Raw genomic sequence first — 26,207 nt, forward strand, 5'->3', positions numbered from 1 at the left:
CGGGGCCCGATCAGGCCCCGGCCTCTGGGTTGGGGGTGTCGTCATCGTCTTCGGTCTCGTCCGAGTCGGCCTCGGCTTCGCCCTCAAGTTCGGTCGGATCGACCCAGCCCAGAAGCACGCGCGCGGTCATGACCATGGTCTGCGCCTCCTCGAGGCTGACCTCGAAGCTTTCCAGAAGGCCCTCGTCCTTGACGCGGGCGCCGTTCACCGTGGTCCAGCCGCCGGCCAGTTCCCAATCCGCGCAGGTCGCGAAATCTTCCAGCGTCTTAATGCCGTCCTTGGCCAGCGCCTCCAGCATCTGGGGAGTGAGGCCCTCGAATTCAACCAGGCTGTCCTCGACGCCAAGCGCGCGGGCGGCGTCCAGGGCGGCCTTGTTCTTGGCCTCCAGCACGTCGCGGGCCCGGGCCTGCAGCTCGGCGGCGGTGTCGCCGTCGACGCCGTCGATGGTCAGGAGTTCGTCCTGATCGACATAGGCCACCTCTTCGAGATTGGTGAAGCCCTCGGCCACCAGCAGCTGGGCGAAGAACTCGTCCAGATCCAGCGCCTCCATGAAGAGCGCGGTGCGGCTGTTGAACTCGGCCTGACGACGCTTGGATTCCTCCTCATCCGTCAGGATGTCGATGTCCAGACCGGTCAGCTGGCTGGCCAGACGCACGTTCTGGCCGCGACGGCCGATGGCCAGGCTCAGCTGTTCGTCGGGAACCACGACCTCGATCTTGTTGGCTTCCTCGTCGAAGACGACCTTGCTGACCTCGGCGGGCTGCAGGGCGTTCACGAGGAACGTCGCCTGATCCTCGTTCCATGGGATGATGTCGATCTTCTCGCCCTGCAATTCGCCGACGACGGCCTGCACGCGGCTGCCGCGCATGCCGACGCAGGCACCGACCGGGTCGATCGAGCTGTCATAGCTGATGACCGCGATCTTGGCGCGCGAGCCGGGGTCGCGGGCGACCGCCTTGATCTCGATCACGCCGTCATAGATCTCGGGGACTTCCATCTTGAACAGCTCGGCCATGAACTGCGGATCGGTGCGCGACAGGAATATCTGCGGACCGCGGGCCTCGCGGCGCACATCCTTGATGAAGGCGCGGATGCGGTCGTTCGGGCGATAGCTTTCGCGGCCGATCTTCTCGTTGCGGCGCAGGATCGCCTCGCCCCGGCCCACATCGACGATGATGTTGCCGTATTCCTCGCGCTTGACGACGCCGTTGATGATGGTGCCGGCGCGGTCCTTGAATTCCTCGTACTGGCGATCGCGCTCGGCCTCGCGGACGCGCTGCAGGATCACCTGCTTGGCGGATTGCGCGGCGATGCGGCCCAGTTCGACAGGAGGCACGATGTCGATGATCTCATCGCCGATCTTGGGATCGTCCAGATAGGGACGCGCCTGCTCGACCGTGACCTGCGCCTGATAGTTCTCGACCTCGTCATCGGCCATCACGGTGCGGACGCGGGTGAAGCTGGCATTGCCGGTCTTGCGGTCGATCTTGACGCGGATGTCCATCTCGGCCCCGTAGCGCGACTTGGCGGCACGGGCGAGGCTGTCCTCCATCGCCTCGATGACCAGCTCGGGCTCGATCATCTTCTCGCGGGCGACGGCTTCGGCCGTCTGCAACAGTTCAAGCTGGTTGGCAGAGGTGATCGCCATCACTCACTCCTTCGGTTGGACGGCGTCGGGGCCATCGGTGTCGTCGGTTTCGATCTCGTCGAAGGCGGTTTCGTCCAGGTTGTCGATCTGGACCCCGGCTTCCTTCTTCTGACGCAGCATTTCCTTGATCAGCTCGTCGGTCAGGACCAACTTCGCATCCGACAAGAGGTCGAAATGCAGCCCGATCGTGTGGGTCTGGCCCTGGTCCTCGATATTGATCAGCACCTCGTCACCCTCGACGCCGGCCAGGAGGCCCTTGAAGCGCTTGCGGCCGTCGATGGGCTGGTTGATGTCCAGCCGCGCCTCGTAGCCCTCGAAGGATTCGAAATCCTTCAGCCGGGTCAGGGGGCGGTCGATGCCGGGGCTGGAGACCTCGAGGTAATAGTTGTCGGTGATCGGATCCTCGACATCCAGCGTGGCGCTGACGGCGGTCGAGATCTGCGCGCAATCGTCCACGTTGATGCCGCCCTCGGGGCGGTCGGCCATGATCTGCAGCGTGGCGGTCTTGCCGCCCTGCAGGCGCACGCGCACCAGCTCATAGCCCAGATCCTCGATCACCGGGGTGATGATCTCGGCCAGGCGCCGGTCGATGGCGGTCTTGGCGATCAGGTCGTTCGTCGCGGACAGGCCGGGCGCGGGCGAGCCGTCGGGCTGGGGCAGATCGTCGGACATGAAGATCCTTTCGGACATGAAAAAGGGGCCGTCAGCGGGCCCCGTGCGGAAGTTCCGGTGGGCAGGGTTTGGACCCCTGCACCGCTGTTGAGCGTCATATAGCCCCGCCCCCGGCGGATTGCAAGCGCGCTTCTCAGGCGCCGGCGCCGGGGTTGTCGCGCCAGACGCGCCAGTTCAGCCCCGTCGCCACCACCAGCCAGGCCAGATAGGGCAGAAGCAGCATCCCCGACCGCCAGTCCAGCTGCCAGACGGCGACCGTCAGGCTGGCCACCGTCACCAGAAGCGTGGAAATGATCACCATGCCAAGGGCCATCATCCGCGCGCCGAAGAAGACCGGCGTCCACAGCGTGTTCAGCGCGATCTGCGCCGCCCACAACGCCAGCGCCGGCCCGGCCCCCGGCAGCAGCGCCACGCGCGCGGCGGCGACGGCCGAGAGCAAGTAGATCACCGTCCAAGCCACGGGAAAGGCCCATTTCGGCGGGGTGAAGCCGGGCTTCTTCAGCCCGTCATACCAGCTGCCGGGCTTGAAGATCACGCCGGTCGAGGCCGCCGCCACGCTGGCCAGCAGGAAGATCAGGAACAGGTTCAGGCTCATCGCGGGGTCTTTCGGCTGCGGTCCTGGTCGCGGACCCCGTCCATGACGGCGGCCAGTTCGGCGGTGATGCGGGGTTCGGACAGCGCGTGCCCCGAGGCCGGGATCAGCCGCAGGTCGCAGCCCGGCCAGCCCTCGGCCAGCGCATGCGCACCGATGGGCGGGCAGACCATGTCATAGCGACCCTGCACGATGATGGCGGGCAGATGCGCGATCCGGGCGCGGTCGCGCAGAAGCTGCCCCTCGTCCAGAAAGCAGCGGTGGCTGAAATAATGATTCTCGAGCCGAGCGAAGGCGCGGGCGTAATCCGAGGGCGCGTGGCTGGTGGCCTGCGACTGCAGCCCGGCCAACGCGTTCTCCCACATGAGCCAGGGCTGGGCGAAGCGCGCCTGCCGCCCCGGATCGCTGTCGAACAGCCGCAGGTGATAGGCGCCGATCATGTCGTGGCGCTCGGCCTCGGGGATCGGCTCCTGGAACCGCGCCCAGAGGTCGGGGAAGAAGCGCGCCGCGCCGCCGCCATAGAACCAGTCCAGTTCGGATTGCGTGCCCAGGAAGACCCCACGCAGGATCAGCCCGCTGACATGGCCGGGATGGGTCTCGGCATAGGCCAGGGCCAGCGTCGCCCCCCAGCTGCCGCCGAACAGCAGCCAGCGGTCGATGCCAAGCCGGTCCCGGATCAGCGCGATGTCGGCGATCAGGTGCTGCGTGGTGTTGGCCTCGACGCTGGCGGTGGGGCGCGAGCGGCCGCAGCCGCGCTGGTCGAACAGCACCACGCGGAAATGGGCGGGGTCGAAGAAGCGCCGCATGAAGGGGCTGCAGCCGCCGCCCGGGCCGCCATGCAGCACCAGTACGGGGCGTCCCTCGGGGTTGCCGCATTCCTCGACATAGATCGTGTGCCCGTCGCCGACCTCGATCATGTGTCGGGCAAAGGGCTCGACCGCCGGGTGAAGGCGGCCATGTGACGCGGAGATTTGTCCTGCCAATCGGTCCATCCTGACACTATAAGACCTCTCGTCGCCGCCCGCCAGAAGGACCTCAGCCATGACCACCAGCATCGACCCTGCCGAGATCGCCAAGTTCGAGGCGATGGCTGCCGAATGGTGGGATCCGCGCGGCAAGTTCCGGCCCCTGCACCTGATGAACCCGCTGCGGCTGGACTATGTCGCCGACCAGATCGCCGCCGAGTTCGGGCGCGACCGCACGGGCCTGCGCCCCTTCGGCGGGCTGCGGGTGCTGGACATCGGCTGCGGCGGCGGGCTGGCCACCGAGCCGATGGCCCGGCTTGGCGCCGATGTCATGGGCGCGGATGCGACGCAGGTGAACATCTCGGTCGCCCAGGCCCATGCCGACGGCCAGGGCCTGGCCATCGACTATCGTGCCACCACCGCCGAGGCGCTGGCAGAAGCGGGCGAGCGTTTCGACGTGGTGCTGGCGCTGGAGATCGTGGAGCATGTGGCCGATCCGGCGGCTTTCATCGCCACCTGCCGCGAGCTGCTGCGCCCGGGCGGGCTGCTGATCGTGTCGACGCTGAACCGCACCGCGCGCAGCTTCGGGGCGGCGATCGTCGGGGCGGAATGGATCCTGCGCTGGCTGCCGCGCGGCACGCATGACTGGGCGCGCTTCCTGACCCCGGACGAGCTGGCGGCCAAGGCCGAGGCCGCCGGGCTGTCGGTCGCGGACCGGCGGGGCATGGTCTTCAACCCGATCGGGTTCTCGTGGACTTTGTCGGACAGCGACCTGTCGGTGAACTACATCCTGACCGCGCGCCGGATCTGAGGCGGCCTCAATCGGCGGGCCTGGGGGGATCGGCCTCCAGCCGCAGGCGCAATTCGCGCAGGACGGGCAGGGCACCGCGCACGCGCTCGGCGCCGATGTCGCGCACGACGCCCGCGATCAGCGGCATGAAGGCCGCGATGGCCGCATCGCGCGCCGCCCGCCCCGCCGTGCTGATCGACACGAACTTGCGCCGCGCATCGTCCCAATCGGGGCGGATATGCACATGGCCCGCCCATTCCAGCCGCGACAGGGTGTTGGTCATCGCGCCCCGGGTGATGTGGAACGCCTCGGCCAGCTGGGCCGGGGTGCGTTCCTCGTTCACATGGGCCAGCAGGTTCAGCACCGAGAAATGCGAGATCTGCATCCCCTTGGGCAGCGCCTTGCTGATCAGGTTGCGCGACAGCTGGTCGGCGATCAGCACCTCGGCGAACAGGCTGGCGGCCAGCCGGTCGTTGGACCGGGGATCGATCACCCGGGCCTCGGTCGCCTTGTCTGGGTCGGTCGCGCGTGTCGTCATGGCCTTCCAAGGCCTCAGGGGGCCGGTGTTTATCGGGGCAGGGGATGGACGAGCGTGCCCGTCCACCACCGGTAGGTCAAGCGAAACCATGCGGTTCGCCTTGGACGGGCATCGCCTGAGGGTCAGGCGGCACCCTTCAGCAGCGGATCCAGCCGGCCGGCCCGCTCCAGCGCGTAGAGTTCGTCGCAGCCGCCGACATGGGTCTGGCCCACGAAGATCTGCGGGACCGAGCGCTTGCCGGCGCGCTTGGTCATCTTGTCGCGCAGCGCGGGATCGGCGCCCACGTCGATCTCGGAGTAGTCGGCGCCCTTCTGGTCCAGAAGCTGCTTGGCACGGATGCAGAAGGGGCAGGTGCGGGTGGTGTAGATCTCGATGGTCATGGCGGTCCTTTCTGAGGGCTGGCCCCTATCTAGGGATCCTTGACCGCGCGTGCCAGCACCGCGACCGAAACGGGGCCCGCCCCCGCCGCCAGCAGCGCCAGCGCCGCCGCATGGATCGTCGCCCCCGAGGCCATCACGTCGTCGACCAGCAGGACCGGCCGCCCGGCCAGACCCTCGGCGCGGCGCGGGTGCACGGCCAGCGCCCCCTGCTGATTGGCGAAGCGGTCGGCGACGCTGCGATGATCCTGCGCGCGGGTGGGACGCAGGCGGATCAGCAGGTCGGCCCGATGCTCCAGCCCCAGCTGCCGCGCGACCCGGCCCGAGATCTGCGCGGCCTGATTGTACTTGCGCCGCGCCAGCCGGTGCAGATGCAGCGGCACCGGCGCCACGATCATGCCGGGCTGCACCAGAGGCGCCGCCGCGCGCGCCAGCCAGCCCGCCAGCGGCGGCGCCAGATCCAGCCGGTCGCCATGCTTCAGCGCCAGGATCAGCCGCCGCGCCGTGCCCGCATAGACCAGCGCCGCCCGCCCGCGCGACCAGGGCCGCACGGCAGACAGGCAGTCGTCGCAGACCAGCACCTGTCCCGCGCCGGTCCCGTCATCGGGCAGGGGCACCCCGCAGCAATCGCAGCAGGCGCCGGTGATGAAGGCGGCCTCGGACCAGCAGGCGGCGCACAGATGGACGGCCCCCGCGCCCCCGTCCGCGACCCCCGCCCCGCAGGCCAGGCATTGGGGCGGATAGAGCAGCATCAGCGCCGCTTTCATCGCCCCCGAAAGCATCCTATGTTGCATGCCCATGACCGACCCCGCATCCCCCAGACCCGCCCTGACCGACCGCGCCGCCCTGCTGCGCCAGCGCGACCGCGCGCGGCGCCTTGGGCCGGTCGATCTGTTCCACCGCATCGCCGCCGACGAGATCCAGGATAGGCTGCGCGAGGTTAACAGGACGTTTACCGATCCCGCGCTGGTGACGGGATTTCCCGAATTCTGGGGCGACCGCTTCCCGGGCGCCCAGGTGGTGGCCGACGATCCGGTGCTGGACCTGGCACCGGGGGCGCATGATCTGGTCATCCACGCCCTGTCGCTGCACTGGGCCGACGACCCGGTGGGCCAGATCGTGCAATGCCGCCGGGCGCTGCGCGAGGACGGGCTGTTCATCGGCGTGGCCTTCGGCAACCAGACCCTGACGGAACTGCGCGCCGCCCTGGCGCAAGCCGAGTCCCTGCTGACCGGCGGCCTGTCGCCCCGCGTCCTGCCGATGGGCGAGATCCGCGATCTGGGCGGGCTGCTGCACCGGTCCGGGCTGGCCCTGCCGGTGGCAGATGTCCTGCCTCAGCGCGCCAGCTATCGCGACCTGTTCCACCTGGCCCGCGACCTGCGCGCCATGGGCGAGGGCAATGCGATGGCCGCCCGGCGCCGCACGCCCACGCGCCGCGCGGTGCTGGACCTAGCCGCCACGCAGATGGCCCGCCACAGCCCCGACCGCGACGATCCGTCCCGTGTCGCCGTCACATTCGATCTGGTCTTTCTGACGGGCTGGGCGCCCTCGGACAGCCAGCCCAAGCCCCTGCGCCCGGGCTCGGCCCAGACCTCTCTGGCCGATGCCTTGGCCAAACTCAGGAAACCATGATGCGACCCACCCATGCGCCCGCCGACCACCCCTCGGTCAAGCCTGCCAAGACCGGCATCCTGATCGCCAATCTGGGCACGCCCGACGGTTATGACTATTGGTCGATGCGCCGCTATCTGAACGAGTTCCTGTCCGACAAGCGCGTGGTCGATCTGTCGAAATGGATCTGGCAGCCGCTGTTGCAGGGGGTGATCCTGACGCGGCGGCCGTTCAGCTCGGGCAAGAACTACAAGCTGATCTGGAACCACGAGGAAAACGAAAGCCCGCTGCTGACCATCACCAAGTCCCAGACCCGCGCGCTGGCCGCACTGGCCGAGGAGGAATGGGGCGATCAGGTCATGGTCGATTTCTGCATGCGCTATGGCAACCCCTCGACCAAGGACGTGCTGGAGCGCATGGTCGAGGCGGGCTGCCGGCGCATCGTGTTCCTGCCGCTCTATCCGCAATATGCGGGGCCGACCTCGGCCACGGCCAACGACCAGCTGTTCCGTGGGCTGATGGAGCAGACCTGGCAGCCTGCCGTGCGCACCGTCGAGCCCTATGTCAGCCGCCCCGATTACATCAAGGCGCTGGCCGACAGCGTGCGCCGCGCGCTGGACGGCAAGGTGCCCAAGAAGCTGGTCGCCAGCTATCACGGCATGCCGAAGCGCTATCTGATGCAGGGCGATCCCTATCATTGCCAGTGCCAGAAGACCTCGCGCCTGCTGCGCGAGGAACTGGGCTGGCCCGAGGGGATCATCGACACGACCTTCCAGTCGGTCTTCGGGCGCGAGGAATGGCTGAAGCCCTACACGGTCGAGCATGTGGCCGAGCTGGCCAAGCAGGGGCATACGGACATCGCGGTGATTTCTCCCGCCTTCTCGTCGGATTGCATCGAGACGCTGGAAGAGATCAACGGCGAGATCGCGGAGGCCTTCGAGGAGGCCGGGGGGCACCACTTCCAGTACATCCCCTGCCTGAACGACGACCCGGCACATATCCGGGTCATGCTGGAGGTGATCCGCGACAATATCGGCGGATGGGTCGAGCCGCGCAGCTAAGCGAAAGGGGCCCCGCGGGGCCCCGTCCTACATCACCAGAACCTGCGTGCCGACCTTGGTCATCGCGAACAGTTCGGCGATATGCTCGTTATAGAGGCCGATGCAGCCGTTCGACGACTTGCGGCCGATCTTGCGCGTGTCATGCGTGCCGTGGATGCGGTAATACTGCCAGGTCAGCCACAGCGCATGGGTGCCCATCGGATTGTCCGGCCCCGGCGGCACGAATTCCGGCCATTCGGGATTGCGCTCGCGCATCGCCGGCGTCGGCGCCCAGGAGGGGCCGTCGACCTTCTTGATGATCTCGGTCCGGCCGGTGCGGACCAGATCGTCGCTGACCGGGATCGAGCTGGGATAGACCCGGTAGGTCGCCTCGTCCTCGGACCAGTAATGGACCGCGCGCGAGGTCAGGTCGCACAGGATCGCGCCATTGGTCAGGTTCTGGAAATGCGGGCGCCAGTCCTGGCCGCGAAAGCTGGAGATGTTGTGCTGCGGCGCCGGTCCGGTGGCGACCGGTGCGCCCGTGGCGGGATCGATCTGCTGCGCCCATGCGGGCAGCGCCAGACCTGCAGCCCCGAGGGCTGCGGCAGAGCCCAGAAAGGCCCTTCGATTGACGGAAAACGACGTGCTCATCCACTCATGTCCTTCGTTCGGATCACCGCTCTTGAGGGCGGGCTTGGGGGTTCTGGCGGTCGGGACGATTCCGGTCCCGCGATGCCCCCGAATATAGCGTTCGGGCCGATCCGCAGCAAATCAATCCGGCGTTTTGTCCAAGGCCGGCCACGACCTGCCCCGATCACGCCAAGTTGCGTTTGAACCTGTGCGGCTCCTTGGGTAGGACAGGGGCAGCCGCGCGAGGGGATCCGACGGAACATGAAGAAAATCAAGGCACTTGTCATTCTGTCCATGCTGGCTCTGACGGCCTGCGGACCGCGCAACCTGTCGCAGCCTCCGCTGGTCGCACCGGTCGATCCCGCCATTGCCGCCGCGCCTGCGGTCAACGACGATGCGGCGATTGCCGGGCGCGTGTTGCAGCAGATCAACACCCTGCGCGCAAATATCGCGCTGGCTCCGCTGCAGCCCAGCCCGCAGCTGGACGCGGCGGCGCTGGCCCATTCGCGCGACATGTCGGCGCAGAACCGGGCCTGGCACTGGGGCTCGGACGGATCCTCGCCCTTGGACCGCGCGCAGCGGCAGGGCCATACGGGGCGGTTGATCGGCGAGAACATTTCCGAGACCTACGAGGACGAGATCGAGACCCTGTCCGCCTGGATGAGCACCCGCGACACCCGCGACGTCATCATGGACCCGACCGCGACCCAGCTGGGCTTCGCCTGGTTCCGCGAGCCCTCGGGCAAGGTCTGGTGGACGCTGCTGACCGCCGCCTGAGGCGAGGGTGCCACACGACCTGTGGGGCGTCTGGCATGAAGAAAGGCCCCGGACGGTTCCGGGGCCTTTCTTCATGCCAGACGCGGTGGAGAGGCGCCGTCAGGGATAGATGACGATGGGGGTGCCGGGCATCAGCATGGCGTAGATCTCTTCGATCTCTTCGTCCGTGACGGCGATGCAGCCGGCGGTCCAGTCGCGCTGCTGCGGGAAAAGGGTGTTGCCCTGCGGCCCGCGCCCGTGGATGAAGATGTCGCCGCCCGGATCGCGGCCATAGGCTTCGGCGAAGGCGCGGTCATTGGGATTTGGATAGGAGATGCCGACCGACAGGTGGAACGCGCTGCGCGGGTTGAACCGGTCGATGAAATAGACCCCTTCGGGCGTCTTGCCGTCGCCCGAGAACTGCTTGTGCCCGGCGGGCTGGTTGCCCAGGCTGACATCGTAGGATTTCAGCACCGTGCTGCCATTCAGCAGATGCATCCGCCGCTGTCCCTTGTTGATCGAGACCTGCGTGACCGGCGGCCCCGCATAGCGGTTAAAGGCAGGGGTCTGTTTGGGGGGCGGGCTGCCACAGGCGGCCAGCAAGGCCAGCGTCGAAATGGCGAAAGTCCTGCGGCTCAGTCTGCTCATCACTGCCTCTGACGTGTTTTTGGTTTTTTGTGATCCTTCGATATCATGACTAGCACGCCACTGCCTAGCGGACGGTTAAGGCCGCGACGATTTCGACATGCGGCGAAAAGCGGAACTGATCGACAACCCACAACCTGTGGATGTGGTATCCCGCATCGGCCAATATCCGCGCATCTTTGGCAAAATTCACGGGATCGCAGGCAACCTGGGCGATGACCGGCACGCGCGCGGCGGCGATCTGGGCCATCTGGGCCGCCGCTCCGGCGCGCGGCGGGTCAATCACGATCGCGTCAAATCGATCCAGTTCATCGGCCATCAGGGGGCGGCGTGCCAGGTCGCGGACCTCGGTCGTGACCCGGTTCAGCCCCGCCGCGGCCCGCCAGCCCGAATCAAGCGCGGCCAGCGGCGCGGCCAGCCCCTCGACCGCATGGACCTGCGCGTGGCGCGCCAAGGGCAGGGTGAAGGTGCCGCAGCCCGCGAACAGATCCGCGATGCGCGTGGCCCCCGCGACGCTGTCGCGGATGGCGGCCAGCAGCGCGGCCTCGCCCTCGGCGGTGGCCTGCAGGAAGGCGCCGGGGGGCGGGACGACCTGCGCGGGGCCCATGGGCAGGGCGGGGGCGCGGCGGGTGATCGCCTGGCCGTCCCAGTCCAGCCGCGCCAGATCGCCCTCGTCGGCCAGCGCCGCCAGCGCCTGGAACAGCGCCGGATCCATCGGCTTGCCGCCGCGCAGGGCGATGTCCAGCCCGGCGGGGCCGTGGATGACCGTCATCGTCACCTCGGCCGCGCGCGAGGCGCCCGCCGTCACGATCCGGCGCAGCAGCGGCAGGGCGGCGGTGATCTGGGGGCGCATGACATGGCATTCGGCCAGATCGACGATCACCTCCGAGGCGCGGGCATGGAAGCCCACCGTCGCGCCCTTTTTCGTGCGCCGCCCCGACAGCACCGCCCGCCGCCGCGACATCAGCGGCGAGACGTGGATCTGCGCCGGGGGCGCGGCGATCCCCTGCGCGTCCAGCGCGGTCTGAACCACCTGCCGTTTCCAGTCGGACGTGAACGCGTCCGAGGCATGCATCAGCGAACAGCCCCCGCAGGCGCGGTAATGGCCGCAGATCGGGCGCACCCGGTCGGGCGAGTGGGTCATGATGCGGGGCGCGGCGATGCGGCCGTCGACTGCCTCGCCCTCGATCCGCTCGCCGGGCAGGGTCAGGGCGGCCAGCGCGCGGGCGCCCTCCGCGCCCACCGCCACGCCATCGCCCTTGCGACCGAGGCGCTCGACCGTCCACAGGCTCATTCGGCGGCCTCTTCGGTGCCCAGGAACCCGCCCGATTGCCGCGTCCAGTAGCGGGCATAGCGTCCGCCGCGCGCCAGCAGGGCGTCATGGCTACCCTGTTCGACGATCTCGCCATCCTCGATGACCAGGATACGGTCCAGTTCGGCGATGGTGGACAGGCGGTGGGCGATGGCCAGCACGGTCTTGCCGCGCATGGCGCGGGTCAGGGCGTCCTGCACCTGCGCCTCGACCTCGCTGTCCAAGGCACTGGTCGCTTCGTCCAGCACCAGGATCGGCGCGTCCTTGAGGAAGGCGCGGGCCAGCGCGATCCGCTGGCGCTGCCCGCCCGACAGCTTGACCCCGCGTTCGCCTAAATGCGCGTCATAGCCGGTGCGGCCCGCGTAATCCTCCAGCCCCAGGATGAAGTCATGCGCCTCGGCGGCGGTCGCGGCGGCGGTGATCTCGGCCTCGGTCGCGTCGGGGCGGCCATAGAGGATGTTGTCGCGGGCCGAGCGGTTGAACATCGCGGTCTCCTGCGTGACCATGGCGATCTGGCGGCGCAGGCTTTCCTGCGTGACCGCGCGCAGGTCGCGCCCGTCGATGCGGATCGCGCCGCCCTCGACATCGTAAAGCCGCAGGAGCAGCCCCACCAGGGTCGATTTCCCCGCCCCCGAGGCGCCGACGATGCCGATCTTCTCGCCCGCCGCGATGGTGACGGACATGTCGCGGATGCCGCCCTCGTCGCGGCCATAGGCGAAGGCCACATGGTCGAACTCGATCCGGCCCTGCACCCGGGTCAGCGCCTCGGCATCCGGGGCGTCGGTCAGGTCATGCGGCGGGGACAGGGTCTTCATCCCGTCCTCGACCTCGCCGATGCTGCCCCACATGCCCATCAGGGCCATGCTGACCCATCCGGTCATCTGGGACAGCCGCATGGCGATGGCGCCCGAGGCCGCCACATCGCCCACCGTCGCCGCGCCGTCGCGCCACAGCATGATCGAGCCGCCGACCAGGATCACCGGCAGGATGCCCGCCACGAACATCAGCGACAGCCGGAACCAGGTGGACACGACGCCGAAATCCAGCGCGCGTTCGCGAAAGCCCGCCATGGCGCCAAGGGCGGCCTGATCCTCGTGATCGGCATGGGCGAACAGCTTGACCGTCTTGATGTTGGTGATCGTGTCGACGACCTGCCCCGTGACATTGGCGCGGGCCGAGGCGCGCGCCCCCGATTTGGCCCGGATGCGCGGCAGGAAGAAGCGGATCAGAAAGCCATAGCTGGCCAGCCAGGCGACCAGCGCCAGCGCCCCCCAGGCATCCACGCCCAAGAGGAACACCGCCGAGCCGATGACCGAGGCCAGCGCGAAGGCCACCACGTTCACCATCTCGGATGCCACATCGGTGACGGCGCGGGCGGTCTGCATCTGCTTCTGCGCCAGCCGCCCGGCAAAGTCGTTGTCGAAAAAGGTCACCGCATGGCCCATCGTCCAGCGATGAAGGCGCGACAGCACCAGGGGCAGGATGTTCGGCCCGATGATGACGTTGGAGCTGGCGGTCGAGAGGCCGAAGACGGCGGGACGGATCACCAGGAAGAAGCCCGCGAACAGCGCGACCAGCCCCCAGTTGTCCGCCCAGAAGGTGCCGGGCGGGCTGCCCGCCACCGCATCGACGACCAGCCCCAGCAGCAGGGCCGAGACGACATCCGCCATGCCGCCAAGCGCCGAGGCGAAGGCCGCGAATCCCAAACCCGGCCAGGCTCCCGACAGGCACCAGCGGAAGAAGGCCAGCAGGGTGGCGGGCGGCGCGCCCTCGGCGGGGCGAAAGGCGTCGACCATGCGGCCGAAGCGGGCGTGAAGGCTCATGTCGGATCCTCTTCGGCCAGCAGCGCCGCGTCGATCAGCGCGGGGGCGGGCAGGGTGAAGCCCGAGGCGATCCAGGCGGCCTCGGCGGCCTTCAGCGCGCGGCCAAGCGCCGGACCCTCCAGCGGGGCCAGGTCGGCGGCGGCGATGGGCATCGGGATCTCGGTGGCGGCGGCGATGCGCGCGGACAGGTCGGGGGGCAGGGGGTGGCCTTGCGCCGCCCTCAGCACCGCATGGTCGGCGGCGGCCTCGGGGGACAGGCGGAAGGCGGCCTCGTCCAGCGACCAGTCCCTGGCGCGGGCCTGATGCAGCGCGGACAGGGCGCGCGCCTCGGCCCGCGACAGGCGCAGGTCGGGGGCGGGACCTGTGGGGCACAGCGCCGCCAGACGACGCAGCCAGCCGCCCGGCGCGGGCTCGGCGGCCAGCAGGGCATCCAGCGCCGCGGGATCGGCGCCGGGCAGCACCAGATCCAGCACCCCGGTCTGGGCCATCAACGCGACCGCCGGGCCGGGATCGGGGGCGGCCAGCAGCTTCTTCGTCTCGGCCCCGATGCGCTCGCGGGCGATACGGGACAGGCCGTCCCGATGGGCGGCGCAGGCAGCGACGGCAGCGGGGTCGGCCTGCCGGCCATAGCGCGCGAAGAAGCGGAAGAAGCGCAGGATGCGCAGGTAATCCTCGGCAATCCGGGCCTCGGGGTCGCCCACGAAGCGCAGATGCCGCGCCGCCAGATCGGGCAGGCCGCCCACCGGGTCGATCACCTGCCCCGAAGCGTCGGCATAGAGCGCGTTCATCGTGAAATCGCGCCGCGCTGCATCCTCGGCCAGGTCGGTCGAGAAGGCGACGGTGGCGTGGCGGCCGTCGGTCTCGATATCGCGGCGGAAGGTGGTGACCTCGAAGCCTTGGCCATCCGCCACCAGCGTCACGGTGCCGTGGTCGATCCCCGTGGGCACGGCGCGCAGCCCCGCCGCGCGGGCCAGGGCCTGCACGCGGTCGGGCGTCGCGTCGGTGGCGATGTCGATATCATCCACCGGCTCGCCCAGCAGGGCATTGCGCACCACGCCGCCCACCAGCCAGGCCCCGTCGCCTTGCGCCTGAAGGGCGTCCAACACGCGCCGCAGGGCTGGGTCCTGCAGGATCTGCGGGGGTAGCTGCGTCATAACGACAGCCTGCGGGCCAGCCCCAGAAGGATGCGCGCGGTCGCCCCCCAGAGGTAATAGGGCCCAAAGGGCGCCGCGTGATAGCTGCGCCAGCCGCCCCGCCAGCGCCGCCGCTCGATCCGGTAGCGCGCGGGGTCGGCGATATGGTCGAAGGGCAGGGTGAAGACCTCCTGCACCTCGCCCGCCTCGGGAACGGGGGTGAAGGGACCGCGGATCACCGCCAGCACCGGGGTGACGGCAAAGCCGGTGACGGTGCGATGGGGCGGCAGGGTGCCCAGGATGCGCACCTGCGCGGGGTCCAGCCCCACCTCCTCGCGCGCCTCGCGCAAGGCGGCGGCCACCGCATCCGCATCGCCCGGATCGACCTTGCCGCCGGGCAGGGCGATCTGGCCCGGATGGTGGCGCAGCCCCGAGGCGCGCTTGGTCAGCACCAGCCGCCCGTCACCCTCGTGAAAGGCCGCCAGAACGCCCGCCGCGCGCAGGGGTGCTGCGGGCGGCGCGACCTCGGGGTTCAGGTCGTAATCCGAACTGGGCCCTGCCGGCGCCCGCAATGCATCCGTCAGGCGGCGTTCGGACCAGATCGTCACTCGGCCGCCTTGTCGCTGCCCGAGATCGGGTTGCCCTCGGCGTCGATCACCGCCTCGAAGCCCAGGCTGAGGGGGTCGAACTCGTAATGCGCCCCGCAGAACTGGCAATCGGCGGTCACGATCCCCTCGGGCGTGGTCATGTGGCCGATATCCTTGGCCGAATAGATGGCCAGCGTGTCGCGCACCCGGTCCGCCGTGCAGGAGCAGCCGAACTCAACCCGATGGGCATCGAAGACGCGCGGGGTCTCCTCGTGGAAGAGGCGCAGCAGCAGGTCGGTGGGGCCCACGGTGGGGCCGATCAGCTCCAGCGTCTCGACCGTGTCCAAGAGGATGTTGGCGCGGTTCCAATCCTCGGATTCCGCGCCCTGCAGGATGTCGGCAGCGGCGATCAGCCCGTTCTCGCCGGTGCCACCCTCGGAGGGCGAGACGGGCTGGGCGGGCAGGGTCTGCAGCATGATGCCGCCCGCCCGCCATAGGGCCGGCTGGCCCGCGACACGCGACAGGCCCGAGGCCAGCTGGAACCGGGTCGGCAGCTGTTCGGATTGCGCAAAATAGGTCTGCGCGCAGGCCGACAGCGTGCCCCCGGTCAGCGGCGTGATGCCCTGATAGGGGGTGCTGCCCGGTCCCTGGTCGATCAGGATGGCGAAATAGCCGTCGCCGATCTGATCGAAGGGCGCGCGCGCATCCAGCCGGTCGGCGTCGAAGCTGGCCCAGGCCCGGATGCGGGCGGGCTTGTCCTCGCCCTCGGGCGCGAAGTAATCGGCGGCGATGGTGCGGATCGCACCGTTCCCGCGCACCTGCAGGCTGAGCTTCCAGCGCAGCTTGACGGTCGGCCCGATCAGCGCGGTCAGCAGCGCGATCTCGGCCACCAGCGCGCTGACGGCGGGGGGGTAGTCGTGGCGCGACAGGACATGGTCCAGCACCCCGTCCAGACGCACCACCCGGCCGCGGATGGCCGAGCGGTCAAGCTGGAAGGGCAGGACCGTATCGTCCCAGGCTATCTGGTTGATCTTGTTCATCATCAATCCTTGACATGGCAGCGGCACCGCCCTGGCGGGCCCGGTTGCGCCCAATATAGGGCATTTGGCGGCGATCCCAAGGGGGCCCGGCCCCGGGCGGCTTTCCCGCGCCGCCCGGCCGGGGTATCAGGGGGCATCAGACAGACAGGTGCACCGCATGACCCCGCGCTATGGACAACCGCCCCGGGCCGGGCAGCCCTATCGCCGCCGGCCCGGCGCCTATGCGATCCTGTGGCGCGACGGGCGCCTGCTGCTGACGCATCAGCAGGCGCCCATCCCGGAATTCCAGCTGCCCGGCGGCGGGATCGATCCCGGAGAGCATGCGCTGGCCGCCCTGCATCGCGAGGTGGCCGAGGAGACCGGCTGGATCATCGGCGGCGCGCGGCTTCTGTCCAGCTATCGCCGGTTCTGCTTCATGCCGGATTACGACATGCATGCCGAGAAGCGCTGCCAGATCTGGCTGGCCCGCCCGATCCGGCGCCTGTCCGCCCCGACGGAGGCCGGCCACAGCGCACATTGGATGACGCCCGACCGGGCGCTTCCGGCGCTGGTCGATCCGGGGTCGCGCGCGGTGCTGCGGGCCTTCCTGGCGCGGGGCTAGGGGCCGTTCTCCAGCCGGATCACCCGGCCCGTGGCGTGGAACTCGACCAGCAGGGCCGACATGTCGTCCTGACGTTCGCCCCGGCAGAATTCCGACACCGACCAGGTCATCGATTCCAGGAAGGCATGGCCCTGCAGCAGGGCATTGGTGCGCATCACCGCATCCAGCCCCTCGGCCCCCAGCTGCCGTCCGTCGGGGGCCGCAGCCTCGGTGATCCCGTCCGAGGTGATCAGCAGGCGGTCGCCGGGCAGCAGCGTCACCTCGATCTCGTCGAACAGCGGGTCCTCGAACAGGCCGATGGGCATGCCGCCCCGTCCCAGATGGGTGATCGTGCCGTCGGCCCGCTGCAGGGCGGGATGGGGATGGCCCGCCTGCACCATGCGCACCTGCCCGGTCAGCCGGTCCAGCTCGCCATAGATCATCGTGAAATAGGTGTCGGTGCTCATCTCCTCCAGCATCATGGCGTTGAAGAACTGCGCCAGCGCGGCGGGGCCCGCCCCCCCGGCCGCGTCCTGCGCGCCGCGCTGCGCGATGTTGCCGTCGGCGGCGGCCGACAGATGGACGGAGAGCTGCGCCGTCAGCAGCGCCGCCGTCACACCATGCCCCGACACGTCCAGCGCATAGAGGCCAAGCCGGTCGGGGCCGATGGGAAAGAAGCCGACCAGATCGCCGCCGATATGGCCCGCCGGGCGCAGAAGCAGGCTGATCTCGAAGGGGCCGAACTGGCCCGAGCGTTCGCGCACCAGCCCCTGCTGCAGCTTGCGCGCCTCGCACAGGTCCCGCTCCATCACGGCCTGCGCGTCGGACAGCTGCATCATGGCCTGGCGCAGATGGGCATTGGTCTCCTGCAATTCCTCCTGGATGCGCAGGATGCGTTCGCAGGCGGAGAGGCGGGCCAGCAGATCCTGCGCGATGACCGGCTTGGTCAGGAAATCGTCGACCCCCGCCTCCAGCCCCGCGCTGATGGCCTGCGCGGCGGTGTCGGTGGTCTGCAGCAGGACATAGCCGTAATTGCTGCGCGGCAGGCGGCGGAAAGCGGTGCAGAAGTCCAGCCCCGACATGTCGGTCATCGCCCAGTCCGTCAGCACCAGATCGGGCGACAGGCGCGTGCACAGATCCAGCGCCTCGGCGCCCGAGGCGGCCTCGATCACCTCGTAGCCGCCCATCTTCAGCAGGCCCCCCAGCACCCGCCGCCAGGCCGCGCTGTCATCGACCAGCAGCACGAGGCGGCGGGGCCGGGGCCGGGGCGGACCGAAGACGGGGCTGGGGCGATTCGCGACTGTCATGACCTGCTACCTAGCCCGGTGCCGGTAAAGTCGCGGTTAAGACGCCCGGCCCCGCACGCATTAAACAATTGGCAAGCCGGTGGGGCTAGAACGGGAACAGGGACGATTCGAAAGGCGGCGTCACATGATCGACTGGAAGCGGGTGCTCGATCTGCGCGACAAGGTGGGCCCCGACCGTCTGGTCGCGCTTCTGGACCGGGCGCTGCTGGACATCGAGATGCGGCTGCGAAGTCTGGACACCCGCCCGCAGGATCTGGCGCGGGAGCTGCCCGTCCTGCGCCGGGCCGCGGCCGAGATGGGGTTCCTGAGCTGCCTGTCCCTGTGCTGCAAGGCCGAGGAGCAGCTGGCCCGACAGGGACATCTGGATCTGGGCACGGCGGCGCTGAAGGCCAGCTTCGGCCATGCGCGTCAGACCTTCCTGCGCGATCTGCCGCTGGTGATGGCCCGGGCACCCTCGGGCGGCGGGCCGCCCCGCCCGCCGTGAGGGGAGGTGAGCGGGATCAGACCAGCAATTCGGACAGGATCCCGTCATTGGTGATGTCGCGATAGGCGAAGCCCGACCCGTCCAGCCGCGCCATCAGCGCGGTCAGGTTGGCGGGGGCCGAGGTCTCGATCCCGATCAGCACCGAGCCGAAGTTGCGGGCCGATTTCTTCAGATATTCGAACCGCGCGATGTCGTCCTGGGGACCCAGCAGATCCAGGAAATCGCGCAGGGCGCCGGGGCGCTGCGGCATGCGCAGGACGAAATACTTCTTCAGCCCCTGGAAGCGCTGCGCGCGTTCCTTGACCTCGGGCAGGCGCTCGAAGTCGAAATTGCCGCCCGAGCAGACCGCGACCACGGTCTTGCCCGACAGGTCGCCCAAATCGCCCAGCACGTCCAGCGCCAGCGCGCCGGCGGGCTCCAGCACGATGCCCTCGGTGTTGAGCATCTCCAGCATGGTGCAGCAGATCCGGTCCTCGGGGGCCAGATGCACGTCGGCGGGTGCAAAGCGCGCCAGCGCCGCGAAGGGCAGGGCGCCGATCCGGGCCACCGCCGCGCCGTCGACGAAGCTGTCCACGCCGGGCAGCGTCACGGGGCCGCCCGCCTGCAGCGCGGCCTTCAGGCTGGCGCCGCCCAGGGGTTCGGCAAAGGCGAAGCGCGTCGCGGGCGCCTCGGTCTGCAGATACTGGCTGACGCCGGCCGACAGCCCGCCGCCGCCCACCGGCAGCACCACCAGATCGGGTGCGCGGCCCAGCTGCGTCAGCATCTCGAGGGCCACGGTCGCCTGCCCCTCGATCACGTCGGGCGCATCGAAGGGCGACAGGAACTGCGCGCCTTCCTCGGCGCAGAAGGCCTGCGCGGCGGCCAGGGTCTGGTCGAAATAGTCGCCGGTCAGCACGATGCGGATGGCATCGCCGCCGAACATGCGGGTCTTGTCGATCTTCTGCCCCGGGGTGGTGACCGGCATGAAGATCGTGCCCTGCGCGCCGAAATGGCGGCAGGCATAGGCCACGCCCTGCGCATGGTTGCCGGCGCTGGCGCAGACGAAATGCCCGGGCGCGCCGGGCGCGACCCGCTTGCGCATGGCGTTGAAGGCGCCGCGCAGCTTGTAGCTGCGCACGGGCGTCAGATCCTCGCGCTTGAGCCAGATCTCGGCGCCGAATTTCGCCGACAGGTGGTCGTTGCGTTGCAGGGGCGTGGGCTCGAACAGGTCGCGGATTGCGGCTTCGGCCAGGCGGACGGCGGCGGCAAAGTTTTCCATCCCCGCGCCATGCCGCGAAAGCGCGGCTTTGGCAAGGGTTCAGACCCGTGTCGATGCCGTCTTGTGGTCGGTTGAAAGGCCTTGGCCGGATCCTACAGATTAATCAATGCCGAAGAACCGGGGATGGCAGGAGAGAGACTTACCTTTCCCAACCCCGCCTGACCCGTTCTTGCTTGGGAGGGACGAGCACAATGAGTTTGACAAAATACTGCAGGCCGTCTGTTCGAATAGATGATATCTCGCAAGAGATCGGCATCTCGGCGGGGTATCTCGAAAGCGCCAAGGCCTGGTCGCGCGGCAGATAGCCGATCAACTCTCCGTCGAGGAACTTGGTCCAAATATAGACTTGGACTGCATTGCTGTCGTGGGGATTGTTCGGTTCACGGAACAGGTCCGATCTGACCTCCTTGTGACGAGAGAGGGCGGCGACAGCCGCCTTCGCTGCGTCAAGCCTGTGGTGAGTTCCTGCGACTTCGCTGGTCGCACCGAGGCGCACCAATCCCTCTGGACGGGAAATTGGATTTTGAAACGTGGCCCATTTAAGAGCCGTATCTGGTCCGTCGCTGCGGGGTTTTCGATGTGCAGGGCCGCCTTTAGAAGGCAAGGCTAATTTCATCGCACGTCGTGCATGCTTTGCAGCCTTTTTTCCAAACAGAAAGTCGAGCAATCCCATCTCTACATCCTTATCAAAAGAGGTGCAGGATCATCCGACGGTGCCCCAAAGCAAGGATTCGTTTTCGATTTTAGGCCGTTGGTGATCATTGCCACGTCGTGGATTTTGCTTCCTTGCATTGGCAACGGCGGGGCGGTGGGATGGCAACATGGACTTGTGACAGAGTCCGAATGGTCCTATTCCCTCCGAAACTTCGACGAAGGGTTAACCGCATGTCCGACGCGCCGAAAAAAGTCGTCCTCGCCTATTCCGGGGGCCTCGACACCTCGATCATCCTGAAATGGCTGCAGACAGAATATGGCTGCGAGGTCATCACCTTCACCGCCGATCTGGGTCAGGGCGAGGAACTGGAACCGGCGCGCGAGAAGGCCCTGATGCTGGGCATCGCGGCCGAGAACATCCACATCGTCGATGTGCGCGAGGAATTCGTGCGCGATTTCGTCTTCCCGATGTTCCGCGCCAATGCTCTGTATGAGGGGCTGTATCTGCTGGGCACCTCGATCGCGCGGCCGCTGATCTCGCAGCATCTGGTGCGGTTGGCGCAGGACCATGGCGCGGACGCGGTGGCCCATGGCGCGACCGGCAAGGGCAACGACCAGGTGCGGTTCGAGCTGTCGGCCTATGCGCTGGACCCCTCGATCCGGGTGATCGCACCTTGGCGGGAATGGGACCTGACCTCGCGCACCAAGCTGATCGAGTTCGCCGAGCAGAACCAGATCCCCATCGCCAAGGACAAGCGCGGCGAGGCGCCCTTCAGCGTGGACGCGAACCTGCTGCACACCAGCAGCGAGGGCAAGGCGCTGGAGGATCCCGCCGTCGCCGCCCCCGATTACGTCTATCAGCGCACCGTCAACCCCGAGGATGCGCCCGACACGCCCGAATTCATCGAGGTGAGCTTCGAGAAGGGCGACGCCGTGGCGATCAACGGCGAGGCGATGTCGCCCGCCACGATCCTGACGCGGCTGAACGAGCTGGGCGGCGCCCATGGCATCGGGCGTCTGGACTTCGTGGAGAACCGCTTCGTCGGCATGAAGTCGCGCGGCATCTACGAGACCCCGGGCGGCACCGTGCTGCTGGAGGCCCATCGCGGGATCGAGCAGATCACGCTGGACAGCGGCGCGGGGCATCTGAAGGATTCGATCATGCCGCGCTATGCGGAACTGATCTACAACGGCTTCTGGTTCAGCCCCGAACGCGAGATGCTGCAGGCCCTGATCGACAAATCGCAGGAGCATGTGACCGGCACGGTGCGGCTGAAGCTCTACAAGGGCATGGCGACCTGCGTGGGCCGCTGGTCGGACCACTCGCTGTACAGCGAGGCGCATGTCACCTTCGAGGATGACGCCGGCGCCTACGACCAGAAGGACGCCGCGGGCTTCATCCGCCTGAACGCGCTGCGCCTGAAGCTGATCGCCAACCGCAACGCGCGCGTCGCAAAATGACCAACCGGGCCGCCCGCATCGCCATCCTCACCGTCAGCGACCGCGCGTCGCGCGGCGAGTATCAGGACAAGGGCGGCCCCGGCGCCGAGGACTGGTTGCGCGGCGTCATCACCTCGCCGATGCGGATCGACCGCCACATCGTGCCCGACGGGCGCGAGGTCGTCGCGGGCAAGCTGCGCGACCTGGCGGATGGCGGCGCCGACCTGATCCTGGTGACCGGCGGCACCGGTCCCGCGCCGCGCGACCTGACCCCCGAGGCGGTGGCCGACGTGATGGACCGCGAGCTGCCCGGCTTCGGCGAGGAGATGCGCCGCGCCTCCCTGCGCGAAGTGCCCACCGCCATCCTGTCGCGCCAGACCGCCGCCACCCGGGGCAGGACGCTGATCATCACCATCCCCGGCAAGCCCTCGGCCATCGCCACCTGCCTCGATGCGGTCTTCGCGGCCGTTCCCTATTGCCTCGACCTGATGGGGGCCGCGCGGATCGAGACGGACCCGGCCCGCATCGCCGCGTTCCGCCCGAAAGGCACCTGACGCTTCTTCTTTGCTCAAATACCCATCTTCACCCGCCCAGCAGGCGCAGCGCCAGGGGCGCGATCACAGCGGTCAGCACCGCGTTCAGCCCCATGCCGATGCCCGAGAACGCCCCCGCCGTCGCATTGACCTGAAACGCCCGCGCCGTCCCGATCCCATGCGCCGCGACGCCCACGGCCAGCCCCCGCGCCCGCCAGTCGCGGATCCTCATCGCGTTCAGCAGCGGCGTCACGATGATGGCGCCGAAGATGCCGGTCAGCAGCACCAGCGCCGCCGTCAGGGTGGGCTGGCCGCCCAGCTTCTCGGCGATGCCGATGGCCACCGGGGCGGTCGTGGACTTGGGCGCCAGCGAGGCCAGCACCGTGCCGTCGATCCCGAAGGCCCGCGCGATCAGCAGGGCCGAGACGACCGCGACCCCCGATCCGGCCACAAGCCCCGCCAGCATCGGCAGGGCGGCGGGACGCAGCCGCGGCAGGTTGTCGTACAAGGGCAGCGCCAGCGCGACGGTCGCCGGGCCCAGCATGAAATGGACGAATTGCGCGCCCTCGAAATAGGTGGCGTAGTCGGTGCCCGTGGCCATCAGCAGCAGCGCCAGCAGGATCACCGCGATCAGCACCGGGTTGGCCCAGCTCTGCCGTCCCGTCGCCTTCGACAGCGCGTCGCCCGCCAGATAGGCCAGCAGCGTCGCCGTCAGCCACAGCAGCGGGCCCTGCGCCAGATAGGACCAGATCAGCACCGGATCACTCACGGCCCTGGTCCTTCAGGGCCTGGCGGTCCTCGGTCCCGGTCAGCCGCGCCACGACGCTGAAGGCCCAGGCCCCCGCCGCCAGCGCAAGGGCCGTCGATCCCATGATCGCGACGGCCAGCCCCAGCCCCTGCACCCGCAGCAGGTCCCAATGCGCCACGATCCCCACGCCCGCCGGCACGAAGAACAGCGACAGATGCGACAGCAGCCCGCTGGCGGTGGGCCGGATCGCCTCGGCCAGGGCGGGGCGCAGGATGCAGGCCAGGGCCAGCAGCACCAGCCCCAGGACCGGGCCGGGCAGCGGCAGGCCGAGGGCGCGCGAGGCGACCTCTCCGACCAGCTGGAACCCCAGGATGATGGCAAGCATGCGGATCATGCGCCAAGGCTAGCCCGCCGCCGCCGCGCGCGCCAGATCCCTCGGCGCCTGCGCCTTGGTTGACTTGTCCCGCCCGCGCAGGGACAATCGGTCCCGATCTCTCCTGCCACGGACCCGCCCCTTGCGCTTCGACCGCCTGCGCCTCAACGGCTTCAAAAGCTTCGTGGACCCGACCGATCTGGTCATCCGCGAGGGGCTGACGGGCGTGGTCGGCCCCAATGGCTGCGGCAAGTCCAACCTGCTGGAGGCCCTGCGCTGGGTCATGGGCGAGAACCGCCCCACCGCCATGCGCGGCGACGGGATGGAGGACGTGATCTTCGCGGGCACCACCCGGCGCCATGCCCGCGCCCATGCCGAGGTCTCGCTCAGCGTCGACAACCGCGACCGGCGGGCGCCCGCGGGCTTCAACGAGGACGACCAGTTCGACATCACCCGCCGCATCACCCGCGACGCGGGCAGCGCCTACAAGATCGCCGGCAAGGACGTTCGGGCGCGCGACGTGCAGATGCTGTTCGCGGATGCCTCGACCGGGGCGCATTCCCCTGCGCTGGTGCGGCAGGGCCAGATCAGCGAGCTGATCAACGCCAAGCCGAAAAGCCGCCGTCGCATCCTGGAGGAAGCGGCGGGCATCTCGGGCCTCTATGCGCGTCGCCACGAGGCCGAGCTGAAGCTGAACGGGGCCGAGGCGAACCTGCTGCGCGTCGACGACACGCTGGACCAGCTGTCGGCGCAGGCCGCGACCCTGGCGCGCCAGGCCCGTGCGGCGGCGAAATATCGCGAGATCGGCGCCGCGCTGCGGCTGGCCGAGGGCACGCTGCTCTATCGCCGCTGGGCCGAGGCCGAGGCGGCGCGTCTGGCCGCCGCGGAGGCGCTGGCCCAGGGCCTGCGCGCCGCCACCGAAGTGGGGGCCGCCGCCGCCGAGGCCGCGGCGCGGCGCGAGGCGGCAGAGGCGGGCCTGCCGGATCTGCGGGACGAGGATCAGATCGCCGCCGCGCTTCTGGCCCGCGTCGCGCTGGACGGCGAGGCGCTGGAGGCGGCCGAGGCGGCGGCCGCGCAGGCGATCGGCGGGCTGGTGGCGCGCATCTCCCAGCTGGACCGCGACATCGCCCGCGAAGAGGCGCTGAACCGCGATGCTGCCGAGGTCGTGGCGCGGCTGGATCACGAGTGCGCCGCGCTGCAGGAGTCCGGCGCGGGTCATGAGGACCGCCTGGATCTGGCCATGGCGCAGGCCGGTGAGGCGGCCGAGGCGCTGCACGGGATCGAGGCGCGGATGGTCGAGCTGACCGACGACGCGGCCCGCCTGGCCGCGCGCCATCAGTCCGCCGACCGGCTGGTGGCCGATCTTCGCGCCATGGCCGACCGGGCCGAGCGCGCCGCCACTGCTGCCGCCGAGGCGCTGGAGCAGGCGGGCGCGGCGGGCGCGGCGGCCCGGACTGCGCTGGCTTCGGCCGATGCGGCGCAGGATCAGGCCCGCGACCGCGTCGAGGCCGCCGAAGAGGCTCTGGCCGGGGCCGAAGGTCTGCGCGCCGATCACGAGGCTGCCGAGGCCGAGGCCCGCGCCGCCCGCAGCGGGGCCGAGGGCGAGGCGGGCGCCCTGACGGCCGAGCGTGACGCCCTGCAGCGATTGGTCGCGCGGGGCCGCCTGACCGGCGACAGCTTGCTGGACCGGGTGCAGGTCGCGCGGGGATATGAGGCCGCCTTCGGGGCGGCGCTTGGCGACGATCTGCGGGCGGGGCCGGCGACCGACGGCTCGGGCTGGCACGGGCTGCCGGGCTGGGACGCGCCGCAGCCCTTGCCGGACGGGGCGGGGCCCTTGGCGCCGCATGTGACCGGCCCGGACCTGCTGGCGCGGCGCCTGTCGCAGACGGGCCTCGTGCGCGATGCGGGGCAGGGGGCCGAATTGCAGGGCGCCCTGCAGCCGGGGCAGCGGCTGGTCACGCCGCAGGGCGATCTGTTCCGGTGGGACGGGCTCAGGGTCATGGCCGCCGATGCGGGATCCTCGGCGGCGCTGCATCTGCAGAAGGTGAACGATCTGGCGGCGGTCAGCCTGCAGGCCGAGGCCGCGCAGGCCCGGGCCGAGGCTGCCATCGCCACCCACGAGACCGCCCGCGCGGCCCTGTCGGACGCCGCCCGGACCGAGACCTCGGCCCGCGAGGCCCGGCGCGCCGCCGAACGCGCGCTGTCGGAAGTCGCCCGGGCGGCGACTCGGGCCGAATCGGATCTGGCCATGGCCGCCAGCCGCGTCGACAGCGCGGGGGCCGAACTGGCCCGCCACCGCGCCGATGCGACGGAGGCCCGCGCCCGCCTGACCGGGGCCGAGGCGCAGCTGGCCGAGCTGCCGGATCAGGGCGACGCGCAGGCGGCGCTGGAGCACGCCCGCACCGGGGTCGAGGCGGCGCGCATCGCCACCATGTCCCGCCGCGCCGCGCTGGAGGAGTTGCGCCGCGAGGGGGCCGCGCGCGACCGGCGCCTGCAGGACATCGCCCGCGAGGCGGCGGGCTGGCGCCAGCGTCTGGATCAGGCTGGCAGCCGGGGCGGCGAACTGGCCGCGCGCCGCGAGGCCGCCGCCGCTGAACTGGCCGAGGCGCAGTCCCGGCCCGCCCTGCTGCAGGACCGTCGCGCCGCCCTGGCCCTGCGCGAGGCCGAGGCG

Annotated in this window: 28 protein-coding genes; 9 read left to right on the forward strand and 19 right to left on the reverse strand. The window is 69.6% G+C overall.

What is annotated here, in order from left to right; translation table 11 throughout:
• Positions 1 to 10 precede the first annotated feature (10 nt).
• The 4 genes from nusA to pip form a co-directional block, all read right to left on the reverse strand.
• Positions 11 to 1,648: a transcription termination factor NusA gene (gene nusA / locus FA743_RS17550; RefSeq protein WP_136887385.1), complete on the reverse strand. Its 1,638-nt coding sequence runs from the start codon at positions 1,646 to 1,648 to the stop codon at positions 11 to 13.
• 3 nt (positions 1,649 to 1,651) lie between these two features.
• Positions 1,652 to 2,320, reverse strand: coding sequence for a ribosome maturation factor RimP (gene rimP / locus FA743_RS17555; RefSeq protein ID WP_136887386.1), 669 nt, complete (start codon positions 2,318 to 2,320; stop codon positions 1,652 to 1,654).
• A 133-nt stretch (positions 2,321 to 2,453) separates the two neighbouring features.
• Positions 2,454 to 2,915 (reverse strand): tryptophan-rich sensory protein TspO, encoded by a 462-nt coding sequence (tspO, locus tag FA743_RS17560; protein WP_136887387.1) that lies wholly within the window; start codon positions 2,913 to 2,915, stop codon positions 2,454 to 2,456.
• A complete protein-coding gene (gene pip, locus FA743_RS17565; RefSeq protein WP_136887388.1) occupies positions 2,912 to 3,904 on the reverse strand; it encodes a prolyl aminopeptidase in 993 nt (330 codons plus the stop codon). Before pip ends, tspO begins: the two co-directional genes overlap by 4 nt.
• 49 nt (positions 3,905 to 3,953) lie before the next feature.
• Here pip and ubiG point away from each other — a divergent pair, with 49 nt between their 5' ends.
• Positions 3,954 to 4,688 (forward strand): bifunctional 2-polyprenyl-6-hydroxyphenol methylase/3-demethylubiquinol 3-O-methyltransferase UbiG, encoded by a 735-nt coding sequence (ubiG, locus tag FA743_RS17570; RefSeq protein ID WP_136887389.1) that lies wholly within the window; start codon positions 3,954 to 3,956, stop codon positions 4,686 to 4,688.
• Positions 4,689 to 4,695: 7 nt separating this feature from the next.
• On the opposite strand, the gene FA743_RS17575 is transcribed toward ubiG, so the two are convergent.
• The 3 genes from FA743_RS17575 to FA743_RS17585 form a co-directional block, all read right to left on the reverse strand.
• Positions 4,696 to 5,205 (reverse strand): MarR family winged helix-turn-helix transcriptional regulator, encoded by a 510-nt coding sequence (locus FA743_RS17575; RefSeq protein ID WP_136887390.1) that lies wholly within the window; start codon positions 5,203 to 5,205, stop codon positions 4,696 to 4,698.
• 122 nt (positions 5,206 to 5,327) lie between these two features.
• A complete protein-coding gene (grxC, locus tag FA743_RS17580) occupies positions 5,328 to 5,585 on the reverse strand; it encodes a glutaredoxin 3 (protein ID WP_136887391.1) in 258 nt (85 codons plus the stop codon).
• A gap of 29 nt (positions 5,586 to 5,614) precedes the next feature.
• Positions 5,615 to 6,334, reverse strand: a complete 720-nt coding sequence (locus FA743_RS17585; protein WP_246055028.1) for a ComFC family protein — start codon at positions 6,332 to 6,334, stop codon at positions 5,615 to 5,617.
• Positions 6,335 to 6,380: 46 nt separating this feature from the next.
• Here FA743_RS17585 and FA743_RS17590 point away from each other — a divergent pair, with 46 nt between their 5' ends.
• On the forward strand, positions 6,381 to 7,214 hold the full coding sequence (locus tag FA743_RS17590) for a methyltransferase domain-containing protein (RefSeq protein WP_136887393.1): 834 nt from the start codon (positions 6,381 to 6,383) through the stop codon (positions 7,212 to 7,214).
• Entirely contained in the window at positions 7,211 to 8,254 is a 1,044-nt protein-coding gene (gene hemH, locus FA743_RS17595; RefSeq protein ID WP_136887394.1) for a ferrochelatase, read from the forward strand. Before FA743_RS17590 ends, hemH begins: the two co-directional genes overlap by 4 nt.
• A 27-nt stretch (positions 8,255 to 8,281) precedes the next feature.
• Here the strand turns inward: hemH and FA743_RS17600 are convergent, their stop codons facing one another.
• The gene (locus FA743_RS17600; protein ID WP_136887395.1) at positions 8,282 to 8,884 is read right to left on the reverse strand and encodes a L,D-transpeptidase; all 603 of its coding nucleotides are present in this window, start codon (positions 8,882 to 8,884) and stop codon (positions 8,282 to 8,284) included.
• Between the two features lie 240 nt (positions 8,885 to 9,124).
• Here FA743_RS17600 and dalA point away from each other — a divergent pair, with 240 nt between their 5' ends.
• Positions 9,125 to 9,640 carry a divisome-associated lipoprotein DalA gene (dalA, locus tag FA743_RS17605; RefSeq protein ID WP_136887396.1) on the forward strand — a complete coding sequence of 172 codons (516 nt, stop codon included), beginning with the start codon at positions 9,125 to 9,127 and terminating at the stop codon, positions 9,638 to 9,640.
• Positions 9,641 to 9,739: 99 nt separating this feature from the next.
• Here dalA and FA743_RS17610 read toward each other — a convergent pair whose 3' ends face one another.
• The 6 genes from FA743_RS17610 to hslO form a co-directional block, all read right to left on the reverse strand.
• Positions 9,740 to 10,267, reverse strand: a complete 528-nt coding sequence (locus tag FA743_RS17610; protein WP_136887397.1) for a L,D-transpeptidase family protein — start codon at positions 10,265 to 10,267, stop codon at positions 9,740 to 9,742.
• Positions 10,268 to 10,331: 64 nt separating this feature from the next.
• Positions 10,332 to 11,558 (reverse strand): class I SAM-dependent RNA methyltransferase, encoded by a 1,227-nt coding sequence (locus FA743_RS17615; RefSeq protein WP_136887398.1) that lies wholly within the window; start codon positions 11,556 to 11,558, stop codon positions 10,332 to 10,334.
• Positions 11,555 to 13,399 carry an ABC transporter ATP-binding protein gene (locus FA743_RS17620; protein WP_136887399.1) on the reverse strand — a complete coding sequence of 615 codons (1,845 nt, stop codon included), beginning with the start codon at positions 13,397 to 13,399 and terminating at the stop codon, positions 11,555 to 11,557. Before FA743_RS17620 ends, FA743_RS17615 begins: the two co-directional genes overlap by 4 nt.
• Positions 13,396 to 14,553: a CCA tRNA nucleotidyltransferase gene (locus FA743_RS17625; protein WP_136887400.1), complete on the reverse strand. Its 1,158-nt coding sequence runs from the start codon at positions 14,551 to 14,553 to the stop codon at positions 13,396 to 13,398. The genes FA743_RS17620 and FA743_RS17625 overlap by 4 nt, the downstream gene beginning before the upstream one ends.
• The gene (locus FA743_RS17630; RefSeq protein WP_246055029.1) at positions 14,550 to 15,140 is read right to left on the reverse strand and encodes an NUDIX hydrolase; all 591 of its coding nucleotides are present in this window, start codon (positions 15,138 to 15,140) and stop codon (positions 14,550 to 14,552) included. The genes FA743_RS17625 and FA743_RS17630 overlap by 4 nt, the downstream gene beginning before the upstream one ends.
• Positions 15,137 to 16,159: an Hsp33 family molecular chaperone HslO gene (gene hslO / locus FA743_RS17635; RefSeq protein WP_136887401.1), complete on the reverse strand. Its 1,023-nt coding sequence runs from the start codon at positions 16,157 to 16,159 to the stop codon at positions 15,137 to 15,139. Before hslO ends, FA743_RS17630 begins: the two co-directional genes overlap by 4 nt.
• 157 nt (positions 16,160 to 16,316) lie before the next feature.
• On the opposite strand from hslO, the gene FA743_RS17640 reads away from it, so the two are divergent.
• Entirely contained in the window at positions 16,317 to 16,760 is a 444-nt protein-coding gene (locus FA743_RS17640) for an NUDIX domain-containing protein (protein WP_136887402.1), read from the forward strand.
• Here FA743_RS17640 and FA743_RS17645 read toward each other — a convergent pair.
• Entirely contained in the window at positions 16,757 to 18,046 is a 1,290-nt protein-coding gene (locus FA743_RS17645; RefSeq protein ID WP_136887403.1) for a PP2C family protein-serine/threonine phosphatase, read from the reverse strand. The genes FA743_RS17640 and FA743_RS17645 overlap by 4 nt on opposite strands.
• Before the next feature lie 124 nt (positions 18,047 to 18,170).
• Here FA743_RS17645 and FA743_RS17650 point away from each other — a divergent pair, with 124 nt between their 5' ends.
• Positions 18,171 to 18,530 carry a hypothetical protein gene (locus FA743_RS17650; protein WP_136887404.1) on the forward strand — a complete coding sequence of 120 codons (360 nt, stop codon included), beginning with the start codon at positions 18,171 to 18,173 and terminating at the stop codon, positions 18,528 to 18,530.
• 16 nt (positions 18,531 to 18,546) lie between these two features.
• On the opposite strand, the gene ilvA is transcribed toward FA743_RS17650, so the two are convergent.
• Both ilvA and FA743_RS17660 read right to left on the reverse strand, forming a co-directional pair.
• Positions 18,547 to 19,788 carry a threonine ammonia-lyase IlvA gene (gene ilvA / locus FA743_RS17655; RefSeq protein WP_136887405.1) on the reverse strand — a complete coding sequence of 414 codons (1,242 nt, stop codon included), beginning with the start codon at positions 19,786 to 19,788 and terminating at the stop codon, positions 18,547 to 18,549.
• A gap of 139 nt (positions 19,789 to 19,927) precedes the next feature.
• Entirely contained in the window at positions 19,928 to 20,461 is a 534-nt protein-coding gene (locus FA743_RS17660; protein ID WP_136887406.1) for an HIRAN domain-containing protein, read from the reverse strand.
• Positions 20,462 to 20,673: 212 nt separating this feature from the next.
• Between FA743_RS17660 and FA743_RS17665 the strand changes: the two genes are divergently transcribed.
• Entirely contained in the window at positions 20,674 to 21,903 is a 1,230-nt protein-coding gene (locus FA743_RS17665) for an argininosuccinate synthase (RefSeq protein WP_169308931.1), read from the forward strand.
• Complete coding sequence (gene mog, locus FA743_RS17670; protein ID WP_136887408.1) at positions 21,900 to 22,436, forward strand: molybdopterin adenylyltransferase; 537 nt, start codon at positions 21,900 to 21,902, stop codon at positions 22,434 to 22,436. Before FA743_RS17665 ends, mog begins: the two co-directional genes overlap by 4 nt.
• A 28-nt stretch (positions 22,437 to 22,464) precedes the next feature.
• On the opposite strand, the gene FA743_RS17675 is transcribed toward mog, so the two are convergent.
• Positions 22,465 to 23,184: an LrgB family protein gene (locus FA743_RS17675; protein WP_136887409.1), complete on the reverse strand. Its 720-nt coding sequence runs from the start codon at positions 23,182 to 23,184 to the stop codon at positions 22,465 to 22,467.
• A complete protein-coding gene (locus FA743_RS17680; protein ID WP_342774419.1) occupies positions 23,177 to 23,548 on the reverse strand; it encodes a CidA/LrgA family protein in 372 nt (123 codons plus the stop codon). Before FA743_RS17680 ends, FA743_RS17675 begins: the two co-directional genes overlap by 8 nt.
• Before the next feature lie 130 nt (positions 23,549 to 23,678).
• Here FA743_RS17680 and FA743_RS20820 point away from each other — a divergent pair.
• On the forward strand, positions 23,679 to 26,207 hold a 2,529-nt coding region (locus tag FA743_RS20820), incomplete at its 3' end, for an AAA family ATPase (protein WP_136887411.1).

It is taken from the genome of Paracoccus gahaiensis (genome assembly GCF_005048225.1).
In the GTDB taxonomy this organism is placed as follows: domain Bacteria; phylum Pseudomonadota; class Alphaproteobacteria; order Rhodobacterales; family Rhodobacteraceae; genus Paracoccus; species Paracoccus gahaiensis.

Coding starts and splice junctions, on each gene's coding strand:
- nusA (WP_136887385.1), bottom strand. CDS start 1,648: ATGGCGATCACCTCTGCCAACCAGCTTGAACTGTTGCAGACGGCCGAA.
- rimP (WP_136887386.1), bottom strand. CDS start 2,320: ATGTCCGACGATCTGCCCCAGCCCGACGGCTCGCCCGCGCCCGGCCTG.
- tspO (WP_136887387.1), bottom strand. CDS start 2,915: ATGAGCCTGAACCTGTTCCTGATCTTCCTGCTGGCCAGCGTGGCGGCG.
- pip (WP_136887388.1), bottom strand. CDS start 3,904: ATGGACCGATTGGCAGGACAAATCTCCGCGTCACATGGCCGCCTTCAC.
- ubiG (WP_136887389.1), top strand. CDS start 3,954: ATGACCACCAGCATCGACCCTGCCGAGATCGCCAAGTTCGAGGCGATG.
- FA743_RS17575 (WP_136887390.1), bottom strand. CDS start 5,205: ATGACGACACGCGCGACCGACCCAGACAAGGCGACCGAGGCCCGGGTG.
- grxC (WP_136887391.1), bottom strand. CDS start 5,585: ATGACCATCGAGATCTACACCACCCGCACCTGCCCCTTCTGCATCCGT.
- FA743_RS17585 (WP_246055028.1), bottom strand. CDS start 6,334: ATGCTGCTCTATCCGCCCCAATGCCTGGCCTGCGGGGCGGGGGTCGCG.
- FA743_RS17590 (WP_136887393.1), top strand. CDS start 6,381: ATGACCGACCCCGCATCCCCCAGACCCGCCCTGACCGACCGCGCCGCC.
- hemH (WP_136887394.1), top strand. CDS start 7,211: ATGATGCGACCCACCCATGCGCCCGCCGACCACCCCTCGGTCAAGCCT.
- FA743_RS17600 (WP_136887395.1), bottom strand. CDS start 8,884: ATGAGCACGTCGTTTTCCGTCAATCGAAGGGCCTTTCTGGGCTCTGCC.
- dalA (WP_136887396.1), top strand. CDS start 9,125: ATGAAGAAAATCAAGGCACTTGTCATTCTGTCCATGCTGGCTCTGACG.
- FA743_RS17610 (WP_136887397.1), bottom strand. CDS start 10,267: ATGAGCAGACTGAGCCGCAGGACTTTCGCCATTTCGACGCTGGCCTTG.
- FA743_RS17615 (WP_136887398.1), bottom strand. CDS start 11,558: ATGAGCCTGTGGACGGTCGAGCGCCTCGGTCGCAAGGGCGATGGCGTG.
- FA743_RS17620 (WP_136887399.1), bottom strand. CDS start 13,399: ATGAGCCTTCACGCCCGCTTCGGCCGCATGGTCGACGCCTTTCGCCCC.
- FA743_RS17625 (WP_136887400.1), bottom strand. CDS start 14,553: ATGACGCAGCTACCCCCGCAGATCCTGCAGGACCCAGCCCTGCGGCGC.
- hslO (WP_136887401.1), bottom strand. CDS start 16,159: ATGAACAAGATCAACCAGATAGCCTGGGACGATACGGTCCTGCCCTTC.
- FA743_RS17640 (WP_136887402.1), top strand. CDS start 16,317: ATGACCCCGCGCTATGGACAACCGCCCCGGGCCGGGCAGCCCTATCGC.
- FA743_RS17645 (WP_136887403.1), bottom strand. CDS start 18,046: ATGACAGTCGCGAATCGCCCCAGCCCCGTCTTCGGTCCGCCCCGGCCC.
- FA743_RS17650 (WP_136887404.1), top strand. CDS start 18,171: ATGATCGACTGGAAGCGGGTGCTCGATCTGCGCGACAAGGTGGGCCCC.
- ilvA (WP_136887405.1), bottom strand. CDS start 19,788: ATGGAAAACTTTGCCGCCGCCGTCCGCCTGGCCGAAGCCGCAATCCGC.
- FA743_RS17660 (WP_136887406.1), bottom strand. CDS start 20,461: ATGGGATTGCTCGACTTTCTGTTTGGAAAAAAGGCTGCAAAGCATGCA.
- FA743_RS17665 (WP_169308931.1), top strand. CDS start 20,674: ATGTCCGACGCGCCGAAAAAAGTCGTCCTCGCCTATTCCGGGGGCCTC.
- mog (WP_136887408.1), top strand. CDS start 21,900: ATGACCAACCGGGCCGCCCGCATCGCCATCCTCACCGTCAGCGACCGC.
- FA743_RS17680 (WP_342774419.1), bottom strand. CDS start 23,548: ATGCTTGCCATCATCCTGGGGTTCCAGCTGGTCGGAGAGGTCGCCTCG.